The sequence below is a fragment of the Corynebacterium sp. UMB9976 genome, from assembly GCF_030212265.1.
Classification (GTDB): domain Bacteria; phylum Actinomycetota; class Actinomycetes; order Mycobacteriales; family Mycobacteriaceae; genus Corynebacterium.
This window is the reverse complement of record NZ_JASODY010000007.1, coordinates 1-22,990: the sequence shown is the minus strand read 5'-3', so window position 1 is coordinate 22,990 and position 22,990 is coordinate 1. Positions and strand designations below refer to the sequence as shown.

General features: G+C 66.5%; 21 protein-coding genes. 4 read left to right on the top strand and 17 right to left on the bottom strand.

What is annotated here, in order from left to right; all coding sequences use genetic code 11:
- Positions 1-71 precede the first annotated feature (71 nt).
- Positions 72-1,847 carry an AMP-binding protein gene (locus QP140_RS04940; RefSeq protein WP_015381920.1) on the top strand — a complete coding sequence of 592 codons (1,776 nt, stop codon included), beginning with the start codon at positions 72-74 and terminating at the stop codon, positions 1,845-1,847.
- Between the two features lie 129 nt (positions 1,848-1,976).
- Here QP140_RS04940 and QP140_RS04935 read toward each other — a convergent pair whose 3' ends face one another.
- From QP140_RS04935 to dacB, 17 genes are all read right to left on the bottom strand, one after another.
- The gene (locus tag QP140_RS04935) at positions 1,977-3,584 is read right to left on the bottom strand and encodes an inorganic phosphate transporter (RefSeq protein ID WP_284758522.1); all 1,608 of its coding nucleotides are present in this window, start codon (positions 3,582-3,584) and stop codon (positions 1,977-1,979) included.
- 238 nt (positions 3,585-3,822) lie between these two features.
- Positions 3,823-5,028: an acyl-CoA dehydrogenase family protein gene (locus QP140_RS04930; protein WP_012360923.1), complete on the bottom strand. Its 1,206-nt coding sequence runs from the start codon at positions 5,026-5,028 to the stop codon at positions 3,823-3,825.
- A gap of 64 nt (positions 5,029-5,092) precedes the next feature.
- Entirely contained in the window at positions 5,093-6,493 is a 1,401-nt protein-coding gene (locus tag QP140_RS04925; RefSeq protein ID WP_284758521.1) for an acyl-CoA dehydrogenase family protein, read from the bottom strand.
- 193 nt (positions 6,494-6,686) lie between these two features.
- Positions 6,687-8,234, bottom strand: coding sequence for a lysine--tRNA ligase (gene lysS, locus QP140_RS04920; protein ID WP_284758568.1), 1,548 nt, complete (start codon positions 8,232-8,234; stop codon positions 6,687-6,689).
- Between the two features lie 100 nt (positions 8,235-8,334).
- Positions 8,335-8,751: an aspartate 1-decarboxylase gene (gene panD, locus QP140_RS04915; RefSeq protein ID WP_148792644.1), complete on the bottom strand. Its 417-nt coding sequence runs from the start codon at positions 8,749-8,751 to the stop codon at positions 8,335-8,337.
- 18 nt (positions 8,752-8,769) lie between these two features.
- A complete protein-coding gene (gene panC / locus QP140_RS04910) occupies positions 8,770-9,762 on the bottom strand; it encodes a pantoate--beta-alanine ligase (RefSeq protein WP_399529267.1) in 993 nt (330 codons plus the stop codon).
- 5 nt (positions 9,763-9,767) lie between these two features.
- A complete protein-coding gene (locus tag QP140_RS04905) occupies positions 9,768-10,715 on the bottom strand; it encodes a DUF2520 domain-containing protein (protein WP_284758520.1) in 948 nt (315 codons plus the stop codon).
- 47 nt (positions 10,716-10,762) lie between these two features.
- The gene (locus QP140_RS04900; protein WP_284758519.1) at positions 10,763-11,983 is read right to left on the bottom strand and encodes a DUF6779 domain-containing protein; all 1,221 of its coding nucleotides are present in this window, start codon (positions 11,981-11,983) and stop codon (positions 10,763-10,765) included.
- 26 nt (positions 11,984-12,009) lie between these two features.
- Positions 12,010-12,486 carry a DUF3180 domain-containing protein gene (locus QP140_RS04895; protein ID WP_284758518.1) on the bottom strand — a complete coding sequence of 159 codons (477 nt, stop codon included), beginning with the start codon at positions 12,484-12,486 and terminating at the stop codon, positions 12,010-12,012.
- A 5-nt stretch (positions 12,487-12,491) separates the two neighbouring features.
- Complete coding sequence (gene folK / locus QP140_RS04890) at positions 12,492-13,166, bottom strand: 2-amino-4-hydroxy-6-hydroxymethyldihydropteridine diphosphokinase (RefSeq protein WP_284758517.1); 675 nt, start codon at positions 13,164-13,166, stop codon at positions 12,492-12,494.
- 4 nt (positions 13,167-13,170) lie between these two features.
- Positions 13,171-13,548: a dihydroneopterin aldolase gene (gene folB / locus QP140_RS04885; RefSeq protein ID WP_284758516.1), complete on the bottom strand. Its 378-nt coding sequence runs from the start codon at positions 13,546-13,548 to the stop codon at positions 13,171-13,173.
- Positions 13,541-14,395 (bottom strand): dihydropteroate synthase, encoded by an 855-nt coding sequence (gene folP, locus QP140_RS04880; RefSeq protein ID WP_284758566.1) that lies wholly within the window; start codon positions 14,393-14,395, stop codon positions 13,541-13,543. The genes folB and folP overlap by 8 nt, the downstream gene beginning before the upstream one ends.
- A gap of 171 nt (positions 14,396-14,566) precedes the next feature.
- The gene (gene folE, locus QP140_RS04875) at positions 14,567-15,166 is read right to left on the bottom strand and encodes a GTP cyclohydrolase I FolE (protein WP_284758515.1); all 600 of its coding nucleotides are present in this window, start codon (positions 15,164-15,166) and stop codon (positions 14,567-14,569) included.
- A 20-nt stretch (positions 15,167-15,186) separates the two neighbouring features.
- A complete protein-coding gene (ftsH, locus tag QP140_RS04870) occupies positions 15,187-17,619 on the bottom strand; it encodes an ATP-dependent zinc metalloprotease FtsH (protein ID WP_284758514.1) in 2,433 nt (810 codons plus the stop codon).
- An 87-nt stretch (positions 17,620-17,706) separates the two neighbouring features.
- Complete coding sequence (gene hpt / locus QP140_RS04865) at positions 17,707-18,309, bottom strand: hypoxanthine phosphoribosyltransferase (RefSeq protein ID WP_284758513.1); 603 nt, start codon at positions 18,307-18,309, stop codon at positions 17,707-17,709.
- Positions 18,302-19,555 (bottom strand): tRNA lysidine(34) synthetase TilS, encoded by a 1,254-nt coding sequence (tilS, locus tag QP140_RS04860; protein WP_187440874.1) that lies wholly within the window; start codon positions 19,553-19,555, stop codon positions 18,302-18,304. Before tilS ends, hpt begins: the two co-directional genes overlap by 8 nt.
- Before the next feature lie 59 nt (positions 19,556-19,614).
- Entirely contained in the window at positions 19,615-20,991 is a 1,377-nt protein-coding gene (gene dacB / locus QP140_RS04855) for a D-alanyl-D-alanine carboxypeptidase/D-alanyl-D-alanine endopeptidase (protein ID WP_284758511.1), read from the bottom strand.
- Positions 20,992-21,136: 145 nt separating this feature from the next.
- On the opposite strand from dacB, the gene QP140_RS04850 reads away from it, so the two are divergent.
- The 3 genes from QP140_RS04850 (at position 21,137) to QP140_RS04840 (ending at position 22,629) form a co-directional block, all read left to right on the top strand.
- Positions 21,137-21,619, top strand: coding sequence for an inorganic diphosphatase (locus QP140_RS04850; RefSeq protein WP_284758509.1), 483 nt, complete (start codon positions 21,137-21,139; stop codon positions 21,617-21,619).
- 239 nt (positions 21,620-21,858) lie between these two features.
- Positions 21,859-22,185 carry a rhodanese-like domain-containing protein gene (locus QP140_RS04845; protein ID WP_070759758.1) on the top strand — a complete coding sequence of 109 codons (327 nt, stop codon included), beginning with the start codon at positions 21,859-21,861 and terminating at the stop codon, positions 22,183-22,185.
- Positions 22,186-22,371: 186 nt separating this feature from the next.
- On the top strand, positions 22,372-22,629 hold the full coding sequence (locus tag QP140_RS04840; RefSeq protein WP_284758507.1) for a hypothetical protein: 258 nt from the start codon (positions 22,372-22,374) through the stop codon (positions 22,627-22,629).
- Positions 22,630-22,990: the final 361 nt, after the last annotated feature.

The following is a 22,990-nucleotide window of genomic DNA, read 5'->3' as shown; positions in this document are numbered from 1 at the left end:
ACCTATCGCTGCAGAACAAGGCGCGGGCGAACGCCCGTGCAGACACATCAGATTCGACAGGGGTTATCGAAATGACCGACACGTTCTCACCCGCAGGCCCAGCAGGCATCAAGGACAAGCTCAGCCACACACTCGGTTCGGCGGGCACGCTCGCGCTCGGCACCCTTCCCCTGATGCGCGCCGGTGTGCTGGGATCGATGACCCCCGTCGCCGCCGCGAAGGCTCTGGGCTCCATGTACCAGTGGGAGTTCCAACCCGCGTCCCTGCTGGCCATTGGTGCCGCCCGCGACCCGTTCCACACCGCGATCATCGACGACCGCGGCTCCATGACCTACCAGGAGCTCCACAACCAGGTAAACCAGCTCGCGAAGGCACTATTCCGCATCGGTATCCGCGAGCGCGATCGCATCGGCGTGCTGACCCGCAACCACCGCGGCTTCATCATGGCGCTGTGCGCTCACGGCCGCCTGGGCACCGATCTCGTCCTATTCAACACTGGAGCATCGGCCGAGCAGACCCGCGCGGTCGCTCGTGAGAACAAGCTGGACGTCCTGTTCATCGACGAGGAATTCATCCCGCTGCTGCCGAAGGACTTCGACGACTGCCCCGTCATCGTCGCCCACGAATTCGGCGACACCATCGGGCTGACCCGCGAGGCCGAGGAAGCACTGCCGATGGACTCGAATATCCGCGACGCACTGGCCATGGAGGACCACGCGACCCGCAGCGAGGACTGGCCGTCACTGAGCCTCGTGCTGCGCACCACCCCGGCCGAGCAGACGATCCCGTCCCGCCCGCGCCGTGGCCGAACCATCATCCTGACCTCCGGAACCACCGGCACCCCTCGCGGAACTCGCCGCCCGGAGCCGCCAAGCTACCTGCCAGCGTCCTCCATCATGAGCAGGATCCCGCTCAAGGCGCGCCGCCCGTTCTACCTGGCAGCCCCGATGTTCCACACCTGGGGTTTTGCCAATATCCAGCTAGCGCTCGCGCTTCGTTCGACGATGGTGATGCAGCGGAAGTTCCGCCCAGAAGATGCGGTGCAGCTCATCGAGGCCAACCGCCCGTATGCGATCGCCATCGTGCCGACGATGCTGCGCCGACTGCTGGAGGCCGTGCCGGAGGGCATGGACCCGGGCACGAAGGTCATCGCAGCTTCCGGTGAGCCGATCCCGCCGCAGATCGTGGAGAAGACTTTCGAGAAGTTCGGGCCCGCGCTCTACAACCTCTATGGCTCCACCGAGGTCAGCTGGGCCACGATCGCCAACCCGGATGATCTGCAGCGCCACCCGAATACCGCGGGCAAGCCGCCGATGGCCACGGTGGTCAAGGTCCTGGACGAAGACTTCCGCGAGTGCCCGGACGGCGAGGTTGGCCGCATCTTCGTCGCCAACAACATGATGTTCGAGGGCTACACCCGCCCGGGCAAGGACAAGGAGACCCATGAGGGCATGATCGCCACCGGCGACTTGGGGTACTGGGAGGACGGCCTGCTGTTCGTCTCGGGTCGCTCGGATGACATGGTCGTCTCCGGCGGTGAGAACGTCTACCCCACCGATACCGAGCACATCATCGGCACCCTGCCGGAGATTCTCGAGGTCTGCGTCCAGGGTGTTCCGGACGACGAGTTCGGCCAGGCGCTGTGTGCGTGGATCGTCACGAAGGAGGAGCTGAGCGCAGCCGATAAGCAGAAGCTGCAGGAGGAGATCAAGGCGACTGTCTCTAAGCAGCTGGCCCGCTTCGCCGTGCCGCGCCACTTCGTGTACGTGGACTCCCTGCCCCGCAACGCGGTGGGCAAGGTCGTCCGCCGCGAGCTGCCACGGCCAAAGTCCGCAGCCGCTGCTTAAGCCGGCGGACAGGGAGCCTCCTCAGGGCCCTTTAGGCGCGCCCCAGCCGCACCTCGGCCACCAGCACAGCACAGCGCCCCGGGTGTTTCTCCACCCGGGGCGCTGTTGTGTGCTTAGACTTCTCGGCTCTTAGAAGATCCAGTCGATCAGCAGGACGCCCACCGCACCGATCAGCGCGGCAGCCGGAATCGTGATGACCCACGCCAGGGCGATCGGCTTCATCAGGCGCCAGTTCGCGGCACGGTTGACGATGCCCACGCCCAGCACCGCACCGATCAGGATGTGCGTGGAGGACACCGGCAGGCCGGAGATGGACGCCGCCATCACCACACCCGCGGCGGCGAGCTCAGCAGCAAAACCAGAGGCCGGGTGAATGTGGGTCAGCCCCGTGCCAACCGTCTCGATCACCTTGCGGCCGATGAACCACAGACCGGAGATCAGAGCCACACCGGCGGCAAGCATCAGCGCCATCGGCACCGGAGCGGTCGCGTTGATGGAGTCGGTCTTCAGCACGTCGAAGATCGCAGCAAAGGGACCCACCGCATTCGCGATGTCGTTGGAACCATGGGAGAAGGCGAAGGCGGAGGCGGTGAAGACCTGCATCCAGCTGAACATCACGAAGGTTGCGCGGTCCACGGTGTAGCGGCGCAGTCCGGTGGTGAAGGAACGCAGGGTGAGGAACACCGCGATACCCACGATGGCGACGATCCCGAAGACCATGGCGTTGGTCATGTTCGGAAGGATGTTGCTCAGGCTCTTCAGCAGGAGCATGCCCGTGATAATCATTGCGCCAAGGGCAGCCAGCGACGGGCCCCAGGTCTCCAGGGCGCGGTGCGCTTCGATCTCCCGCTCGTCCTTCTCGATGACGACGAGCTCGCGGTAGTAGTCGGATTCCAGGTTCTGCGGCTCGGCGCGCCCGGTGATGTAGACGGAGGCGTCGCGGGCGATGGTCTGGGTATAAGCCGCGCGCTGCACCTCATTGAGGCGGGAGAAGAGGTCCTTGTGGCGCTTCCTGTGCTCGCTGCGGCGCTCCTGCATCTCGCGCATCTTGTGCTCGACCTCATCGTTGTAGCGCAGCACGTGGCGCTTGATGAAGGAGTACAGGAGAAGGGCGACCACGCCACCCAGCACTGGGGAAAGCACCCAGCTCATCGCGATCTCGCCGATCTTGCCCCACTGGACCATCTCCAGGCCGCCGGTGCCCGTGGCAATGCCCTGGGCCACCGCGGCGCCGACGATGCCGCCGATGATCGAGTGGGTGGTGGAGACCGGCCAGCCCTTGCGGGTCGCGATCAGCAGCCATAGTGCCGCGCCGAGGAGGGCGGCCATCATGATGTAAGCGAAGCGCTGCGGGTCGAGGTTCACGCCGTCCAGGTCGACGATGCCGGAACGGACGGTATCCGTGACGTCACCGCCGGCGATCAGCGCACCACCGACCTCGAAGATGGCGGCGATGAGCAGCGCCTGCTTGATGGTCAGTGTCTTCGCACCGACCGAGGTACCGAAGGAGTTCGCGACGTCGTTACCGCCGATGTTGAACGCCATGAACATGCCGAAGATGATCGTGACGATCAGGATCCCGATGTTCGCGGACTCCGGCATGAGATCCACGGACCACCAGGTCAGTGCGAGAACCGCGAGGAGCAGCAACCCGCCGAAAATGGTGTGCCACCAGAAGTCGTTTTCTTGTCCTGCTGCGCTCCCGTTAATGGGGGCTTTGGTCTCCGGTTGAGACATTCAGTGCTGACCTAACTCGTAAATCAAACAGTTGCGAATGAGACATATCAGGGGGCTCCCAGCGTTGTCAGAGAGATCCCAGGCAGTACACATTTTGCCTTGCTCCGGGACTTTTCTAAAGCCCATATTTTCCGCCGGGGGGTTGGCACCAGCCCCGGCACAGAAATAACCCCGCTACCAGCGGTTATTCTCGCCGGGAACGGGGTTATTCAGGAGTCGCGGAAAACTGAAGTTCCGCTTACTTCAGCTCAGCGGAGCTCAGGCCCAGCTCGCGGCGGGCGACGATGAGCTGCTGAATCTGCTGGGTGCCCTCGAAGATGTCGAGGATCTTGGAGTCGCGGGACCACTTCTCCAGCAGGTCGCGCTCGGAGTAGCCGTAGGCACCGGCGAGCTCCACGGCGCGCAGGGTCAGGTCGGTCGCCATGCGGCCGGCCTTCGCCTTACAGATGGAGGCCTCCTTGGAGTTCGGGTTCTTGTTATCTGCCATCCATGCTGCGCGCATGGTCAGCAGGTAGGCAGCCTCCCAGTCGGACTCGAGGCGGATGTACTCGGACGCGGCGGCGGACTGGTTCCAGGCCGGAGCGTCGTAGTCGATCTTCACGCCAGCGTCGGTGAGGACCTCGCGCAGGCGCTCCAGGGAGGCGCGTGCAACACCGACGGCCATCGCTGCGACCAGCGGGCGGGTGTTGTCGAAGGTGGCCATCACACCGCCGAAGCCCTTCTTGGTGTCCACCTCGGGGGAGCCAAGGAGGTTGTCCTTCGGGATGCGCACGTTGTCGAGGATGAAGTGCGCGGTATCGGAGGAGCGGATGCCCAGCTTGTGCTCGAGGCGGACCAGCTCGAAGCCCGGGGTGTCGCGCGGGACGACGAAGGATTTGATGGCTGCGCGGCCTGCGGACTTGTCCACGGAGGCCCAGACGACCACGTGGGTGCAGCGCTCACCGGCGGTGACGAAGATCTTCTCGCCGTTCAGGACGTACTCGTCGCCATCCAGCTTCGCGGTCGCGGCGACGGCCGCGGAGTCGGAGCCGAACTGCGGCTCGGTGATGGCCATGGCGGCCCAGATCTTGCCGAAACGCTCGAGCTGCTCGTCGGTAGCGACGGCGGCGACGGCTGCGTTGCCCAGGCCCTGGTACGGGATGGACAGGGTCAGGCCGACGTCGCCCCAGCAGGTCTCCATGACGTTCAGGGCGGCGGCCATGTTGCCACCGTTCTTCACGCCGGTGTCCTGCTTCTTGTCGCCGCGGCTGCTGGTGGCGCCGGCCATGGCCACGCCGCCGTCAGCGGCGCCCTCGACGAGGGCTGCCATGGTGTCGAGCTCGACCGGGCGCTCGTGCTCCTTGAGGTCGTACTTGCGGGAGATGGGGCGGAAAATCTGTGCGGCCGCCTGGTGTGCCTGGTTGGCGCCCGCCTTCAGACGCTTGGGAAGTTCCAGATTAAGCATGATCTTTTTCCTCTGCTCTCGGGACTGTGTTGTGCGTAGATGCCAAAAGTCTTGTTATGGCGGGTTAGATGACGACGACGCCCTCGGCAACGCCGATTGCGCGCATGTCGCGGTACCAGCGCTCAACCGGGTGCTCCTTGGTGTAGCCGTGGCCACCCAGCAGCTGGACGCCGTCCAGGCCCATGACCATGCCCTTGTCGGAGGCGTAGCGGCGGGCAAGGCCGGCTTCGCGGTGGTAGGACAGGCCCTGGTCGAGGCGGGATGCGCCGCGCAGCATGATCAGGCGCAGGCCGTCGAGCTCGATGCGGAGGTTGGCGACCATGAAGGCCACTGCCTGGCGGTGGGAGATCGGCTCGCCGAAGGCCTCACGCTCGTTGACGTACTTCTTGGTGTACTCGAGGATGGCCTCGCCGGTGCCGGAGGCCAGTGCGGCCCAGCCCAGGCGGGAGCGGCGGATGATCTCCGCGTACTGCTCGGTGCGGTCGGTGTCGGAGAGGTTCGCGCCACCCAGGAGGTTGGCGGCCGGGACGCGGACGTCCTTGAGGATCACGCGGCCCAGGGCTGCGGCGCGCAGGCCCATGGACGGGTCGGACTCAACCTCGAGGCCCTCGGTGCCGGACTCGACGATGACGAAGGTGTTCACACCGTCCAGCTCGACAGCGATGACGAAGAGCTCGCACTCTGCGGCGTTCGGGACCATGGTCTTCACACCGTTGAGGACGACCTCGTCGCCCTCCAGCTTCGCGGTGGTCTGCAGCTCGAAGGCGTCGAACATCGGGCGGGCCTCGGAGACCACGACGGCTGCCGGTGGGACGGACTCGCCGGAGAAGGACGGCAGGTAGGTCTTCTGCTGGGAGTCGTCGCCGTAGTTGGTGATGGTGTTGGCCACGCCTGCCGGGGCGAGGATGGAGACGGCCAGGCCCATGTCGCCGAAGCCGAGAGCCTCGGCGATGAGGGCGTTGGTGCTGGCGCCGGATGCGCTGGCGATGCCCTCGAACTCCTCCGGGAGGTTCACGAGAGCGATGCCGAGCTCAGCAGCGGTGTCGAGCAGACCCTCGGTCGGCTTGGACTCGTCGTTGGCCTCCGCGGCGGCCGGACGCAGGCGCTCGATGGCGAACTCGCGTACCGCGTCGAGGATCATCTGCTGGTCCTCGGTCGGGTTCAGGTCGAATGGAGCCTTGCCCGGCTCGAACTGCTGGACGTCGCCCTCGTTCTGCTTCGGGAGACGGACCGGGTCGCCGGACCCCTTGATGCGCTTGAACTGGCGGTTCATCGCGCCGGCGGTACGGATGCCGCCCTTGGCGGTCTCGTAGGCAGCGCGGTCGACAGCCTTGTTGAGGTTGTACTTTTCTGCGAAGTCGGAACCAGTGAAACGAGACAGCGCCCGCATAACGACACCAATGGCGTCACGCTTGACGTTGTTCAGCCCCGGGGTGGAGTCGTTGAGCTTCTTGGAGTCGCTCATTGTCTGGTAGCCACCTTTCAGTAGAGGTGCCCTACGCATCGCTCGTTGCGATCCGCCGAGCATCACCATGTGCGGATAATGATCTTATTAATCATAACTTGGCAACATGGCGCAGATCACATTTTCGGCGGATTCCCATAAAGAAAGCCACACACCATGGGCGGTGTGTGGCTTTATGCAGCCGAGAGGAAGATTACTTCTCTGGCTTCACCAACGGGAAGAGCACGGTCTCGCGGATGCCCAGGCCTGTGAAGGCCATCAGCAGACGGTCCAGACCCATGCCGGTGCCGGCGGTCGGCGGCATGCCCTGCTCCATCGCCTGCAGGAAGTCCTCGTCGAGAACCATGGCCTCATCGTCGCCGCCCGCAGCCAGGCGTGCCTGGTCCTCGAAGCGCTCGCGCTGGATGACCGGGTCAACCAGCTCGGAGTAGCCGGTCGCCAGTTCGAAGCCGCGCAGGTAGAGGTCCCACTTCTCGGTCACGCCGCGCTCGGTGCGGTGCTGGCGCACCAGTGGGGAGGTCTCGACCGGGTAGTTGTAGACGAAGACCGGGCCCCACAGCTGGTCCTCGCACAGGAACTCCCAGATCTCCTCGACGAGCTTGCCGTGGCCCCAGCCGCCGTCCTTCGGAACCTCCAGGCCGATGACCTTCGCGAGTGCCTTGAGCTCCTCGACGGTGGAGTCGACGGTGACCTCCGGCTGATCCGGGAACTTCTCGGCCAGCGCCTTATTCAGGGAGGGGTAGACCTCGATGACCGGCCACTCGCCGCCGAGGTCGTACTCGGTGCCGTCGTGCATGGTCAGCTTGGTGGTGCCGAAGACTTCCTCGGCGACCTCCTGGATGACCTCGCGGGTCATCGTCGCAGCGGTGTTGTAATCCCCGTACGCCTGGTAGGTCTCCAGCATCGCGAACTCCGGGCTGTGGGAGCGGTCGATGCCCTCGTTGCGGAAGTTGCGGTTGATCTCGAAGACGCGGTCCAGACCGCCGACGACGGCGCGCTTGAGGTACAGCTCCGGCGCGATGCGCAGGTAGAGGTCGATATCAAGCGCATTCGAGTGGGTCACGAACGGGCGAGCCGCGGCACCGCCGTGCAGGGTCTGCAGCATCGGGGTCTCGAGCTCGTTGAACCCGCGGCGTTCCAGGGCGTGGCGCAGGGCGCGCATCACCTTGATGCGGGTCATGGCGTTCTTGCGGGCTTCTTCGCGCATGATCAGGTCGGTGTAGCGGTGACGCACGCGGGCGTCCTCGCTCATCTCCTTGTGCGCGACCGGCAGCGGGCGCAGCGCCTTGGCAGCCATGGTCCACTCCTGGGCCATGACGGAGAGCTCGCCGCGGCGGGAGGAGATCACGCGTCCCTTGGCGAAGACGATGTCGCCCAGGTCGACCTCCGCCTTCCAGCGGTCCAGCGCTTCCGCGCCGATCTCTGCCTGGGAGAGCATGACCTGCAGCTGGGTGCCGTCGCCGTCCTGCAGGGTGGCGAAGGCCAGCTTGCCGGTGTTGCGGACGAACATCACGCGGCCGGCCACGCCGACGACGCTGTCCGTTTCCTCACCGACGTCGAGGAGGGTCGCCCCCTTCGGAAGAGCGGCGAGCTTCTCCGCAGCCTCCGGGTCATCCTCCTTGGGCTTGACCGCCCACTGCTGACGAACCTCCGCCAGCGTGTGAGTCCTGGGAACTTCTACTGGATAAGCCTGACGGCCTTCGTCAAGGATGCGCTCGCGCTTCTCGCGGCGCACGCGCATCTGCTCGGGAATTTCATCATTGCTGGTGGATGGATTCTTTATAGTCACCCCACCAGACTACTGCATCGCCCGGACGCCACCGAGAGCGCGTCCGGGGTTCTTAAGCCTCCGGGTGGCGCGGGTCCTTCAGGCCGCTGCCAGCCGGGGCGTGGGCCGGGTCCTCCCCCAGCTCAACCTGCTTATTGTTCTCGTCGACGAAGATCACCCGCGGGTGGTAATCCCCCAACTCGGCGTTGTCGAAGATGCCGTAACCGATGATGATCACCAGGTCGCCGGGGCTGATCAGGCGGGCAGCCGCGCCGTTGATGCCGATGACGCCGCTGCCCCGCTCGCCCGTGATGGCGTAGGTGGTCAGCCGGTTGCCGTTATCGATATCGACGATGTCGATCTGCTCGCCTTCGAGGATGTCGGCGGCGTCCATCAGGTCTGCGTCGATGGTGCAGGAACCCACGTAGTGCAGGTCGGCCTGGGTGACCGTCGCACGGTGGATCTTTGACTTCAGCATGGTGCGGAACAAGGGGAAAACCTAACTTTCCTAGCTCTCGGTTGCGGTGTCGGGCGTGGCAGGAGCGGCAGCGTCGGGGCTTCCTACGCCCTGCTCGGGGTCCAAGTTCTTGAACCCTACACCAATCGGCACGCCAACATTATCGATCAGCCGGGTGCTGCCCACGCGAGCGGCGACCAGAAGCCGGGCGTCCCCGGTTTCCGGGGCCTCGCCGAGATCGGTGCCACGGAGAGCAAGATAGTCCACCTCAACCCCCTCGGCGTCGTCGAGAATGGCACGGGCAGTGGACAGCACCGCGTCCGCGCCGTCCTCGGCGACGAAGGAACCGGCCGTCAGTGCCGCGGAGAGGGTGAGGGCGAGCTCGCGCTCCTCGTCGGAGAGGTAAACGTTGCGGCTGGACAGCGCCAGTCCCCCGCCCTCGCGGACGATCGGGACGCCGTGGACGCGCAGCTCCATGTTGAGGTCGTTGACCATCTGCTGGACCAGGACGAGCTGCTGGTAGTCCTTCTCACCGAAGAAGGCGTGGTCGCAGTGGGAGATCTGGAAGAGCTTGTTGACGACCGTGAGCATGCCCGCGAAGTGGGTCGGGCGGTGCTCACCCTCCAGGATCGCGCCGACGGGGCCGGGGTGGATCGTGGTGCGGGGGCCGTTGGGGTACATCTCCCGGGCAGAGGGTGCGAAGACGGCGTCCACGCCTGCGGCCTTGAGCTTTTCGACGTCGGCGTCGAGGGTGCGGGGGTAGGCGTCCAGGTCCTCGCCCTCCGCGAACTGCAGCGGGTTGACGAAGATGCTGACCGCGACGAAGGCGCCCGGCATTGCCTTTGCTGCCTTGACCAGGGAAAGGTGGCCTTCGTGGAGCGCACCCATCGTGGGCACGAGGCACACCGGCTTGCCGGCCTTGCGCATCGCGCGGGTGACCTGGCTGAACTCGTCGATGGTGGTCATCAGGGTGGCTTCGCCGCGGCGGAAGGGCTGGGGGTTTGCCTGCGGGTCGGCCTGGGGGCTGGGCTGATTCTTGGTCATGCGCCTTAGGTTAGTCCACCCGGCAGACCGTGTTCGCTGCGGTAGGCCATGAGCGCCCGCTCGACCTCCGGGGAACCAGCTGCCTGGGCGGTGCGCTCGGCCATCGGCAGATAACGCAGGTGCAGGTCATGGGAGTGAGGGTCGGCGGAGTTTTCGGAGAGCTGGCGCAGTGCCTCGAGGTGCGCGAGGACGGCGGGGGCGTCGTCGCGGGAGGCAGGGCCAGTCAGGGCGCCCAGGTGCTCGCGCAGGGTGGCATCCGCTCCGGCTCGGACGATGGAGTTGAGCAGCAGCCGGGCCTCGCTCGACTCCCCCTCCCCCTCGATGGCGGCCGGGTCGTTCGGCTTATCGAGCACCGCGTTGAGCATGGAGTGGGCATCCGAGATGAGGGTGACCAGGTGATTCGCGGCGTGGGCCATGGCCGCGTGATAAGCCGGGCGGCGGTCCTCCGCAATGTGGACGGCCACGCCGCCGAGGGACTGGACGAGCAGTTCGCTGACTGCCTGACCGACCTCGGAGTCGGTGGTGACACCCCAGCCGCAGCCCAGCAGGTTGTCGGTGTCCTGCGGGGTGCCGACGAAGCCCATCGCCGGGTGCAGGGCCAGCGGGAGCGCGCCCTCGTCGGTGATGGGCTGGAGCACCTGGCAGCCGTTACGCCCGGAGGTGTGCATGACCATCTGGCCGTCGCGGACGGTGTGGGCCACCTCGGCGGCCACCTCCGGCAACACCGGGTCTGGAACGGCGAGCACCACCAGCTGGGCCATCGCGGCCTCGGCCAGCGAAACGATGGGGATGCCCGGGACGCGCTGGGCTGCCCGTGCCCGGGAGCGCTCGGAGTGGGCGTGGATGCCGTGGACGTGGTGACCGGCCCGGGTGAAAGCCTCGGCGAGGGCGAGTCCGACGGCGCCGGCAGAAATAATCCCCACGCTCAGGCGTGGGGGTTGGCGATCAATCATGCTGAATCTTTGGGTCGCGGTGCGAGATCTTTAGGTCGCGGTTCGAGCTACTTCTTGTCGTTCTGCTGGAAGCGCTTCATGAGCTCTGCGACCGTCAGGCCCTCGGAGTTCTCATCCGCGCGGCGACGGCCGGCGCGGTACTCGTGGGCGCCACGCTTCTCATCGGCAGCTGGCTTGGCGGCCTGCTCGCGCTGCTGCTCAGCCTGCGGCGCAGCCTGCTTCTGTGCCGATTCGCTGGCCTGCTCGGCAGCGGCCTGGCTCGGCTCGTAGGCGCGGAACGCCGGCTCGGTGCGCGGGGCGGGCTGGGCTGCGCGCTCCTGCTGGGGAGCCTGCGCGGCCTCGCGCTGCTCGTGCTGGCCACGGCCCGCTGCCTTCGGCTCTGCGGCCTCGGATCCACGGTTGGCTGCAGCCTGCGCGCCGGAGGCACCCGACTGGGTGCTGGACTGGGCGCTGCTGGAAGAGCTGGAGTCCACGACGATCGGGATCTGCGTGGTCTCCTCGGTGTTGTCCCCGGTCCACTTCACGGCGGCGAAGCTGCCGGTGGAGAAGGCAGAGGCGCGGCGGTCGGAGCTCGGCTCGCTGTGGTGGCCGAGCGTCGGGGAACCCGCGGAGGAGGCGGCGCGGGCGGACGCACCCGGCTGGCTGCTGCGCGCCGCGCTCTGCGAGGCCTGAGCTGCCTGCCCAGCCTGCTCAGCCTGCGGCTGCTTCTGCCCAGCCTGCCCGGACGTGCCGGTCTGGTAGCGGCGGTCGGTCGGCTGCGCCCCGCCCCGGTCCAGCTCGATGATCCGCTCGGCGCGGGCGTGCACGGCGGTCTGCTCGTCGTCCAGATCCTCGCCGGACATCTCCGCGAGCTGCGCCCGCAGGGAGATCAGCTCGTGACGCAGCTGCTCCAGGTGCTCATCGCGCTGGTTGCGCAGCTGGCGGGTGTAGTTTTCCTTCAGCGCCGCCTCGCGCTGCTGATAGCCCGCGGCCTCGCGCTCCATCTCCGCACGGTGAGCACGCTCCAGGGTGTTCACGCGCTTCTGCTCGGCGCGCAGCGCGCTGGAGTACTTCGAGACCAGCACGATGCCCAGGAACGCGGCCCACAGCGCGGCAATGACCGCGATCTTCAGCCACAGGTCGGAATCCAGGAACAGCATCAGGATGCTGGCGATCAGCGCCAGCACCACGAGCAGCACCATCAGTACGCGTGGCCCGCTGTTCTGCCCGTCCGTCTGCTCGGCACCGCCCGCAGCGGCGTTCTGGCTCCAGTTCTCCCGATTGCTCATGCTGGTCACCTTACCTGTTGACGCTGTTATTCACCGGCTACCCCGCCATCTTCCGGTGGAGTGAGGCAGTTCTGTTCCAGCCATTTTCCCGCCACCGCAGCCAGCGCTCCGCCGAGCATCCCGACGATCGCGCCCGGGGTATCCTCCTGCGCGACGACGAGGTGGCCGGCGTTGAAGACCAGGAAGACGACCATCCCGCCATAGGCTCCGGCGAAGATCGCGCCGATCCACGCGACAGCCTGGCCGAGCACTCCGCTGAACGCGACCGTCATGGGGTTGACCTGGCTGCGGTCCAGGCCGATGGCGTTGTCCTGTAGTTTCTTGCGCATGATGAAGCCCTGCACCCCGCAAATGATCGCGGCGATCCACAGCACGCTGCTGGTCGCCAGCTCGATGCGCGGGAAGTAGGCGTAGAAGCCGAGCGCGGTCACCCAGGCGAAGGCGGCGGCGATCACTGCTGCGACCACCAGCGCCGTGGGCGCGACCTGCTTCATCTTCTTCATATTTCTCAGTCTACCCAGGGCTCGTCGCGGTCCCTGGGCTCGTTGCTGCCGTGTTTTAGGACGTCAACCCCAGCCTCCCCGGGCGTGGCCGGACCGGTCAGCAGCGGCCCGAGCTGGGTGATGCCCGCGGTGTCCTCTTCGGGTAGCTGGGCCAGCCACTCACCGACCGTGGCGGTTGCGGCCGGGCCTGCCGGGGAGCCGGGGACGCGCGGCAGCGGGTCCTCCGGGGCGATCTCTGCCCAGGGCACGAGCACGAATCCCCGGGCGGTGGTGTACGGGTGCGGCAGGATCAGTTCCTCGCCCCAGCGCCCGGCGGAGATCACCGGCTCGCCGGTAGCGCCGTCGTAGGCGGCCAGCAGGTCGAGGTCCACGGTCCGCGGCCCCCAGTGCTGGAGGCGCACCCGGCCGCCCTCGTTCTCGATGTGCTGGCAGGCGTGCAGCAGATCGAGGGGCTCTAGTTCGGTGGCCACGAGAATCACGGCGTTGCGGAATTCTTCCTGGGTGACCACGCCCCACGGCGGGGTGGCGTAGACCTGGGAGGCTGCCAGCAGCTGGGTGCCGGGCAGGTCGGCCACGGCGCGGGCGGCCGCGCGGATCATGGCTTCCGGGCTGCCCTGGTCGCCGGGCATATTACTGCCCAGCCCGATGGCCACCCGCCAGCCGGCGGTGTTGCTCGCCACGGTCTTACCTGCCTTTTTGCTGCTTGAGGTTGCGGCGGGCGACGACCCGCACGTCGCTGAAGTGGTGCGGGATCGGGGCCTGCGGCTTGTGCACGGTGACCTCCGCGGCGTGTGCACCGCCGAGGGCGATGATCCGGTCGGCGATGGTGGCGGCGAGCGTTTCGATCAGGTCGAAGCGCTCCTGCTCCACCACGGCGACGGCGATGTCTGCCAGGTCCACGTACGAGATCGTGTCGGAAAGGTCATCCGAGGCCGCGGAGGCGGCGAAGTCCGTCCAGACGACGATGTCCACCTCGAAGTTCTGGCCCTCGTCCTTCTCGAAATCGTGGACCCCGTGGTAGCCAAAGGCCTTCAGGCCCATGAGTTCAATGCGATCAGCCACGGCGTGCTCGCCACCCTTCTGCCACCGCCGGGCCGTCGCCCAGGCGGGAGTAATAAGCCACATCCACCGCAGCCCGGGAAGGGGCCACGTTGTGCACCCGCACCGCCCAGGAGCCCGCCTGGGCTGCCAGCGCGGAGACCGCCGCGGTGGCGTCGTCCGCCGTCTCCGGGGAGCCAGGGGCGCCGTCGCTGGCGGGGCGCAGGGCGGTGAGGAAACGCTTGCGGCTGGCGCCGATCAGCACGGGGAAACCCAGCTCGTTGAGCTGGCCCATCGCCCCCAGGAGCTGCCAGTTATCCGCCGGGGACTTCGCAAACCCGATGCCGGGGTCCAGGATGATGTTCTCCTCTTTCACCCCGGCGGCGAGTGCTGCGTCCACTCGGCGCAGCAGCCAGTCGCGGACGGCGGTGACCACATCCACGCCAGTACCCGCGCTCTGGTCCGCGTAGCCTTCGGCGCCTTCGAAGCGGTCGGTCTGCCAGTGCATGAGACAGATCGGCAGGCTGGTCTCGGCGGCGACGGGGAGCATGTCCTTGTCCGCGAGGCCACCGGAGACGTCGTTGAGGATGTCCACCCCGGCCTCCGCAGCGGCGAGTGCGGTGGCGGCGCGCATGGTGTCCACGCTCGTGGTGATACCTCGCGCGGAGAGCTCCGCGATCACGGGGGTCACGCGCCCACGTTCGACTTCCGGGTCAACGCGCTGGGCACCGGGTCGGGTGGATTCGCCGCCGACGTCGATGATGTCCGCGCCCGCGTCAACCATCTGCTGGGCATGGCGCACGGCGGTGGCGGTGTCCGGGTTGGAGCCCCCGTCGGAGAAGGAGTCTTCCGTGACGTTGAGGATCCCCATCACTTTGGTGCGCGGCGGGGTTGCCGGGTGGTTCTGCTGGGTGCTCTTCTCCGGCGTGGTCGGCTGGTCAGGCTGAGCAGACTGTGCAGGCTGCATCATCAAGTCTTTCTAGGGTTGGTTCCCGCAGGGTTCGCTGTTGGTGCGCTGGGCCCGGGCGCTAGTGCTGGGGTTCTAGTTCCCGCGGATCAGCGCCATGGCTTCGGCGCGGGTGGCGGCGTTGTTCTGGAAGCCGCCGCGCACGGCTGAGGTCACGGTGTTCGCGCCCGGCTTGCGCACCCCGCGCATCGCCATGCACAGGTGCTCGGCCTCGATCACGACGATCACCGCGGAGGCGTCCAGCCGGTCCATCAGCGCATCGGCGATGGAGGTGGTCAGCCGCTCCTGGACCTGCGGGCGGCGGGCGAAGCCCTCCACCAGGCGGGCCAGCTTGGACAGCCCGGTGACCTTCCCAGAATGCCCCGGGATGTAGCCGATGTGGGCGTGGCCGAAGAAGGGCACGAGGTGGTGTTCGCAGGTGGAGTAGAACGGGATGTCCTTGACGAGCACGAGTTCCCGGTGGTCCTCGTTGAAGGTGGTGTTGAGAACCTCGGTGGGGTCGGTGCCGATGCCGGAGAAGACCTCTTCGTAGGCGCGTGCCACGCGGGCCGGGGTATCGGCCAGGCCTTCGCGGTCGGGGTCCTCCCCCACAGCGATGAGCAGCTCGCGGACGGCGGCTTCAGCGCGTTCGCGGTCAAAGTGCCTCGTTGATTCAGGCTTCGCAGAATCAGCCATGTCGGTGTTCGCCGCCTTCCTTAGTTCTTCTCTTCATCGCTGGGGTTGTCATCATTCGGCCGGGAGTGATGACGACCACCCGACTCACCCCAGTCACTACCGTCGCCGTAGGCGCTGGTCCCTGGGTGCTGCGCGGGGTCGCGGCGGGCGTGGCGCCCGCCGTTGTACGGCTCCGGCGCTGGGCTACCCGGCGTTGGGTTCTGCTGCTCCGGGCTCTCTGGCTCTGCCGCATCCGGGCCAGAAACATGCGGCGCGGGCTCACCGGCGGCCGGGGACTCCGAGACACCCTGCCCGCCGGCCTCAGTGACCGGGCGGATCTGGGTGGTCGGGGCGTCGTCCGAGGTCCACGGGTTATCCGGGCGCTCGTGCTCCGGCAGCTCGAAACCGCGCTGCGGCTCCTGGTTGGCCTCCTGCTCACGCTCCAGCTGCTTGACCTGCTCCTGCTGTTCCTGCTTGCGCTTTTCGATGCGCGCGCGGCGGGCGGCGGAGAAGTAGTCCTTGCGCTTCGGCGGCTCCTCGCCACGCTCCTTGGCCAGCTCGACCGGGGTCTTCACCGGCTCGCGGTAGTCCTTCGGGCGGTCCAGGTCCTGGCCCGGGAAGATCTCGGAGACCTCGCGCGGGGTGATGCCCTCGAAGATGGACTCGAGGTCCGGGCGGCGCAGCGTCTCCTTCTCGAGCAGCTTCTCCGCCAGGGTGTCCAGGTACTCCCGGTGCTCGCGCAGGACCTCGTAGGCGATGTTCTGCGCCTTGTCCATGAGCATGCGGACGTCTTCGTCCACCAGCGCGGCAACCTTCTCGGAGGGGTGGAACTGGCCACCGCCACCGCGGCCGACGAACGGGTCGCCCTGCTCCTCACCGAACTTCACGGCACCCACGCGCGGGCTCATGCCGTACTCCACGACCATGGCCTTGGCGATCTTCGTGGCCATCTCGATATCCGCGCTCGCGCCGGTTGTCGGGTTGCCGAAGACCAGCTCCTCGGCGGCGCGGCCGCCCATGGCGAAGACGAGGCGAGCGAAGAGCTCGGAGCGGTTGTACATGCCCTTATCGTCTTCCGCGGCGGTCATCGCGTGCCCGCCGGTGCGGCCGCGGGCCAGGATGGTGACCTTGTAGACCCGCTCGATGTCCTTCATCGCCCAGGCAGCCAGCGTGTGGCCGCCCTCGTGGTAGGCGGTGACCTTCTTCTCGTGCTCGGAGATGATCTTCGAGGTGCGGCGCGGGCCACCGACCACGCGGTCGGTGGCCTCTTCCAGGGCGTCGCCGGTGATGACGTTGCCGTCCACGCGCGCGGTCAGCAGCGCGGCCTCGTTGAGGACATTCTCCAGGTCCGCGCCGGACATGCCGGCGGTGCGCTTGGCCAGGGAGGCCAGGTCGACGTCCGGTGCCAGCGGCTTGCCCTCAGCGTGGACGCGCAGGATCTGCTCGCGGCCCACCAGGTCCGGGTTGGTCACCGGGATCTGGCGGTCGAAGCGGCCCGGGCGCAGGAGTGCTGGGTCGAGCACGTCCGGGCGGTTCGTCGCGGCCATGAGGATCACGCCCTCGCGGCCGTTGAAGCCATCCATCTCCACGAGCAGCTGGTTCAGGGTCTGCTCGCGCTCGTCGTGGCCACCGCCCATGCCGGCGCCACGCTGGCGGCCGACGGCGTCGATCTCGTCGACGAAGATGATGCAGGGCGCGTTTTCCTTGGCCTGCTTGAACAGGTCGCGCACGCGGGAGGCACCGACACCGACGAACATTTCCACGAAGTCGGAGCCGGAGATGCTGTAGAACGGCACCCCGGACTCACCGGCCACGGCGCGGGCCAGCAGCGTCTTACCTGTGCCGGGCGGGCCGTAGAGCAGCACGCCGCGCGGGATCTTCGCGCCGAGCTTCTCGTACTTCCCCGGGTTGGAGAGGAAGTCCCGGATCTCGTCGAGCTCCTCGACGGCCTCGTCCGCACCGGCGACGTCGTCGAAGCGGGTATCCGGGTTGTCCTTCTGCAGGTCCTTGGCGCGGGACTTGCCGAAGCCGAAAGGCCCCATGCCCCCGCCACCCTGCATGCGGGTGAGCATGAAGAACAGCAGGCCGAAGATCAGCAGCATCGGCAGGAGCATCATCAGCAGCCCGCCGATGAAGGAGTCCTGCGAGACGTGAGTGTCGAACTTCTCCGCCTCGGAGCCCTTCACCGCATCGAAGATCTGCTGGCTGGCCCGGGCCGGGTACTGGGTGGTGATCTGCTCGATCCCATCCTTGCCCTCGACCTCGATGGGCTTCTTCAGCTTCAGCTGGACCGTCTGTTCGCGGTCCTTGATCTCGGCTTCCTTGACGTTCTTGGCGTCGAGCTCCTTGATCGCGATGGAGGTATCGACCTTGTCGAAACCACGGTCGCTGTCCGTGAGCACGCCAAAAGCATAAATAGCGATGAGGGCGGCGGCGACAATCCCCGCGATCCTCAGGACCTTGTTCTTGTCCATATTTCCCATCAGTTAGTTGTGCCCGCGCATTGTTTCGCCAGCGCTACTCGCGGACGTCCGGGCGCTGGCTGAAGGTGCGTGAACGCTCTATTCGTGCACTTCCGGCTTCAGGGTGCCGACGAATGGCAGGTCGCGGTAGCGTTCGGCGAAGTCCAGGCCATAGCCCACCACGAACTCGTTCGGAATGTCGAATCCGACCTCAATGAGGTCCTCGATCTCGACCTTGACGGCCTCTGGCTTGCGGAAGAGTGTCACGACGGACAAGGAGCGCGGCTTGCGGTTGGTGAGGTTCTTCATCAGCCAGGACAGGGTCAGGCCGGAGTCGATGATGTCCTCGACGATCAGGACGTCGCGGCCCTCGATGTCGCGGTCCAGGTCCTTCATGATGCGGACGACGCCGGAGGAGCTGGTGGAGTTGCCGTAGGAGCTGACGGCCATGAACTCCAGCTGGTTCGGGATCTCCAGCTCGCGGGCGAAGTCGGTGATGAAGAAGACCGCACCCTTGAGCACGCAGACGAGAATGAGGTCCTCCGGGGCGTCGCGATAGCGCTCGTCAACGGCGGCGGCGAGTTCGCGGATGCGGGAGTGGAGGGTGTCCTGGTCGATCAGGACGGCTTCCAGGTCGTCACCGTAGGGGTGGGCCGGGATGTCGGTGCTCTTCTTGGTCCAAGTCGAGTTCTGATCAGTCATGTGCTCGTCGATCCTTTGGGTGCTTGTGTGATTCTTCCGCCACGAGGCGCAGGACGCCGCCGCGCCGCGCCACCACCAGCCGGGTGCGGTGTTGCCCGGTGGGCGACACCTCCGCTGGTGGCGGGCTCGGCGGGTGGGCGTGGCCTCTGCCTAAAGCCTCATAACCGTTCATTGTATGCCACGGGACGGACACGCCGCCTTGCCCGGCCCAATCCGTGACGAGGGCGTCGATGCGGCTCAAGTGGGAGTAGGTCAACGGCCCGGTTTTTCCCGCGAGCCAATGGCGGATCACGCGGCGCCGGAGGGCGTCGGACAGCTCGGCGAGTGGGGCGCAGGCCAGCTCGGCGGTGGCGTGCGGACGATCCCCGGCGTGCTCACGGTTGTCGGCTTGCTCGTGACCCTCGGCGTGCCCGTGGCTGCCGGCTTCGGCGATAAGCCGGGTGTATTCCGCGTGGGCGGCGGCCTCCAGGTAGTCGGAATCCTCGCGCAGCAGCCGGGCGGTGCGGGTGAGGGAGTCGGCCACGCCGGGGCCGAGGATCTCCTCCAGCAGGGGCAGCAGCTCCTGGCGGACCCGCGATCGGCGAAAGCGGGGGCTGGCATTGTGCGGGTCAGACCAAAAGCTCAGCCCGGCGCGGTGGCACGTGGCCTCGGTGTCCTCTCGCGTGCTGTCCAGCAAGGGGCGGCCGAGCCACCCGGCCCCCGCAGCAATGGCCGGGTGCTCGTTGCCGGCCTGTTGCTCGCCATTATCCGAGCGCTGGTGGGTGGCCGTCGTGATGGGGCGCAGCCCGGCCAGCGCACCCGTCCCGGAACCACGGGCCAGGCCCAGCAACAACCCTTCCGCGTCATCGGAGGCGGTGTGCGCCACCAACAGTGGCCGCCCCGCAGCCGCGGCCCCGAGCGCGCGGTAGCGGGCCTCGCGGGCGGCGGCCTCATCTGCACCCGGCCCGCCGGGGACATCGATGGTGAGGACCTGGGCCGGGATGCCGATCTCCTCACAGTTCTGCGCCGCGGTGGCGGCGACCTCGGCGGAACCTTCCTGCAGCTGGTGATCCACCACCAAGGCGCGGAAGCTCGCCCCCGGCAGGTCTTTCTTGGCGATCCCGGCGGCGGTATAGGCCAGCGCGAGGGAGTCCGCACCCCCGGAAACCCCCAGGTAGACTGGCCCCTCGGCCAACTGCGCGGCGTGCTCCGGATGCGTTGTGCGCAGCCCAGCGAGCCAGGCGCGGAAGTCCGCTGCGGTGCTCACGGTGTTCCTCCTCCCCAGGGCTTGGCCCCAGTCACCCGGCGTGGCCGTTGCCGAGAAAACTAGAGCCGATACACGGCGGCGGACAGCCGGTCGAGGGCTTCGCGCCCGTCGCCGACGTCGGCGGGAGTATTGGACAGGAAAGCGAAACTCAACGGGCGGCCGGACTTGGTGACCACCGTGCCGGCCAGGGCATTGACCCCGTCGAGGGTGCCGGTTTTCGCGCGCACCCACCCGGCTGCGTCCTCGGCCCCGCTGCCCGCCAGGTAACGGTTGCGCAGCGTGCCCTCCGCACCGGCGACCGGCAGGTCCTGCTGCAGGGCGTGCAGCTTCTTGCTGCCCAGCGCGGAGTTCAGGTTGTGGGCGCTCAGGCGGTTGTCCTCGCTCATGCCGGAGGTGTCGTGCAGCACCGCACCTTCGGTGTCCACGCCGTTGTCCTTCAGCACCTTGAGCACGCCCTCGGTCGCGCCCTTGAAGGTGCCCGGCAGGTCCTGGCTGATCGCCACCTCGCGGCCGACGGCCTCTGCGAGCATGTTGTCCGAGTGCAGCATCATGTCCCGCAGTCGGGTACTCAGTGGCGCGGAGAGCACCTGCCCCAACGCTTCCTCAGCGGTTGGATGGGCCGGCCCCACGGGATCATCGGAAACCTCGAGCTTGAGCTTCTTGGTCTTGAGCTTCTCCCCCAGCCCCATATCCTCGGCGAGCGCCTGGGCCACGTCCCGGGCTGGGGTATTGCTGCGGGCGGAGTAGTTCTCCGTGGGGATGATGCGCCCGGCGTCGATCATCACGGAGTCCAGGAAGGTCACGTTGCCCATCCCGATCTCCACCAGGTCCCAGCTCTTGTGGAAGGTGGACTTCTCCCGCATGGAGTTATCCACCGTGATCTTGGTGATCTTCTTCAGCTCCTCGGGCGGCAGGGCGCGGCGCACCTGGTCCGCCAGCTCGCTGATGGCCGGGGCGTCCGTGAAGAAGCCGGAGTCAGGCTTGCGGGACAGGGTGATATCCCCCTCCCCGACGAGGATCAGCTCGCCCGGCTCACCCTTGACCACTGAGGTCGCCAGCCGGTCCTGCGGCCCCTTCGCCAGCAGGGCCGCGGCGGTGGTGTACACCTTCGTCGAGGATGCGGGCACCAGGTGCTTGCCCTCATTGTTGGCGTAGATCACCTCACCGGTTTCCAGGTCGGTGATCTCCGCGGACAGGCGCCCCAGCTGCCGGTCCTTCGCCGCCTTCTTCACCTCGGTCAAGTCCACCGGGGTGGCAGGCGGGCTGGCCTCCACCATCACTGGTTCGTCAGGACGGGGAAGCGCTGCGGGGGCGACGTCGTAATGGGGGCGCTGGGAAAGAACCACCGCGCCAGCGATGATGGCGGCGGCGACCACGAGGAACGCCACCACCGCGAGGAGCCAGCGGCGGAAAGAGGACTTCTTCTCAGCTTCCAAAATCTCAATCCTGACAATGTGTGGGCGGCAGGGGCGGGCGAGTTAGTAGGTTCCACCTTATCCTGCGACTAGAATGGGGCCTGCATGTACGTCAGGCGCCACGAGGCGCTTCAAGCAGACACCGATTTTAAGGATGGCGCGAGTTATGGCTCAGAGCATCGAAGTCACCATCGAGATCCCGAAGGGTTCCCGCAACAAGTACGAGATCGACGAGGAGACCGGCAAGGTTCACCTGGACCGTTACCTCTTCACCCCGATGGCGTACCCGGCTGACTACGGCTTCATCGACAACACCCTCGGCGAGGACGGCGACCCGCTGGACGCGCTGGTCATCCTGCCGGAGCCACTGTTCCCAGGCGTGGTTGTCAAGGCCCGCCCGGTTGGTGTGTTCAAGATGACCGACGAGGCCGGTGGCGACGACAAGCTGCTCTGCGTGCTCGACGACCCGCGCTTCGACCAGTACCAGGACGTGGACGACATCTCCCAGTTCACGAAGGACGAGATCGAGCACTTCTTCGTGCACTACAAGGACCTCGAGCCGGGCAAGGAGGCCCGCGGCGAGGGCTGGGGCACCGCTGCTGACGCGGAGAAGATCCTGACCGACGCCATCGAGCGCGCCAAGAAGTAACGGCTTAGGATTTTAGACTTCAACCGTAAGGCTTCTTAGGCTCTCAGCGCCCGGTCCCCCGCTGTGGGGCGGGCGCTTTTTGTATGCGCAGGGTGGAATTGAACAGGGGCCCAACGAACCCCTTGCCCAGGTAGAAAGATAGCCCCCAGTTTCGAACTGCGGGCCAGAGCTTATTTGCCTTTTGGGGCTTGATAACTCTTGACGTAGCACGACAAGTTGCAGCTAGTAGCATGGCGGGCATGAGTGACTTTGAATCCATGAGAGCAGAAGACGTCCCAGAGGGCGTCCAGTTGGTGGACGTCCGCGAGGCCAATGAGTTCGCGGAGTGGCACGCCAAGGGCGCGGAGAACCTCCCGCTGTCCGAGCTGCAGCTGCGCTACGGCGAGCTGGATCTGGACCAGGACCTGTACATCATTTGCCTGTCTGGCGGCCGGTCGGCGAAGGCCTGCCAGTGGCTGGAGCTCAACGGCATTGACGCGATCAACGTGTCCAATGGCTCCATCGGCTGGCGAGACGCCGGCCGCACGATCATCGTCAACGGCGAGGAGACCACGAACCCGGCCTAAGCACTGGCGCTGGGCGTGTGTTCCCGCACCGCTCCCGCTGCGGGTGGCTTTCAACCACCGGTGGCGGGAGTTTCTTTATCAAAAATTCACTTTAGATTTTCCCCCAAAAGCATTTATTTACACTGCTGACAAGGATAACGTCGAAGGAACAAGGCCCTGATCGACAGAGCTAAAGGTTGCATTCCTATGAAGAAACATGCATTCATCATCGTCCTTGCGGTAGTGGCCGTCGTCGCCTTCATCTACCTTCTCGTCGCACCCCCAGCTGAGTTCTCGGCTCTGGAGGGCAGCACCCAGCTCATCATCCTGATCGTCCTGTTCATGGTCGCGGAGTTCCCGATCACCATCCTGCTGATCGAAAAGTTCGTGCGGGGCAACCGCGAAGAAGCCGCGAAGCAACAGCACACCCCGAGCTCGGATCACCTCCCCCGCCCGACCCTCTAAGGCCCAGCCTTCGCACGGGCAGCACACCCGGGAGCAACCCGCGCATCCGTGCACCTCTCACACTCCTCGCGGGCTCCGCCCCGCACGGGTGGCACGCCCGGGCCCCGCACGGTTTTGCAGAGTTTAAGGTCGCAAAACACCTGAAAACCGACCACAAACTCTGCAAAAGGCGCAATGAGGACCGGCCTTCACTACACTCTGAGCATCCGCAGCCCCTAAATCCTTCACGGGCCCGCCGTCACGAAAGAACCCGTGACGGGGTTTTTCACGTGTCCGATCCGCGACTTAAGTTCTAGTGGTCGTTGCAACACTGATCTGAAGGGTTGGTGTTGGTGATGACGGTGTCACGGTGGGATCCACC

Bases quoted from the DNA above. Each gene is read 5' to 3' on its own strand.
- QP140_RS04940 (WP_015381920.1), top strand. From the start codon at position 72: ATGACCGACACGTTCTCACCCGCAGGCCCAGCAGGCATCAAGGACAAG.
- QP140_RS04935 (WP_284758522.1), bottom strand. From the start codon at position 3,584: ATGTCTCAACCGGAGACCAAAGCCCCCATTAACGGGAGCGCAGCAGGA.
- QP140_RS04930 (WP_012360923.1), bottom strand. From the start codon at position 5,028: ATGCTTAATCTGGAACTTCCCAAGCGTCTGAAGGCGGGCGCCAACCAG.
- QP140_RS04925 (WP_284758521.1), bottom strand. From the start codon at position 6,493: ATGAGCGACTCCAAGAAGCTCAACGACTCCACCCCGGGGCTGAACAAC.
- lysS (WP_284758568.1), bottom strand. From the start codon at position 8,234: ATGCGCGTGCGCCGCGAGAAGCGCGAGCGCATCCTTGACGAAGGCCGT.
- panC (WP_399529267.1), bottom strand. From the start codon at position 9,762: ATGACCAAGAATCAGCCCAGCCCCCAGGCCGACCCGCAGGCAAACCCC.
- QP140_RS04905 (WP_284758520.1), bottom strand. From the start codon at position 10,715: ATGATTGATCGCCAACCCCCACGCCTGAGCGTGGGGATTATTTCTGCC.
- QP140_RS04900 (WP_284758519.1), bottom strand. From the start codon at position 11,983: ATGAGCAATCGGGAGAACTGGAGCCAGAACGCCGCTGCGGGCGGTGCC.
- QP140_RS04895 (WP_284758518.1), bottom strand. From the start codon at position 12,486: ATGAAGAAGATGAAGCAGGTCGCGCCCACGGCGCTGGTGGTCGCAGCA.
- folP (WP_284758566.1), bottom strand. From the start codon at position 14,395: ATGGGGATCCTCAACGTCACGGAAGACTCCTTCTCCGACGGGGGCTCC.
- folE (WP_284758515.1), bottom strand. From the start codon at position 15,166: ATGGCTGATTCTGCGAAGCCTGAATCAACGAGGCACTTTGACCGCGAA.
- ftsH (WP_284758514.1), bottom strand. From the start codon at position 17,619: ATGGACAAGAACAAGGTCCTGAGGATCGCGGGGATTGTCGCCGCCGCC.
- hpt (WP_284758513.1), bottom strand. From the start codon at position 18,309: ATGACTGATCAGAACTCGACTTGGACCAAGAAGAGCACCGACATCCCG.
- QP140_RS04850 (WP_284758509.1), top strand. From the start codon at position 21,137: ATGGCTCAGAGCATCGAAGTCACCATCGAGATCCCGAAGGGTTCCCGC.
- QP140_RS04845 (WP_070759758.1), top strand. From the start codon at position 21,859: ATGAGTGACTTTGAATCCATGAGAGCAGAAGACGTCCCAGAGGGCGTC.
- QP140_RS04840 (WP_284758507.1), top strand. From the start codon at position 22,372: ATGAAGAAACATGCATTCATCATCGTCCTTGCGGTAGTGGCCGTCGTC.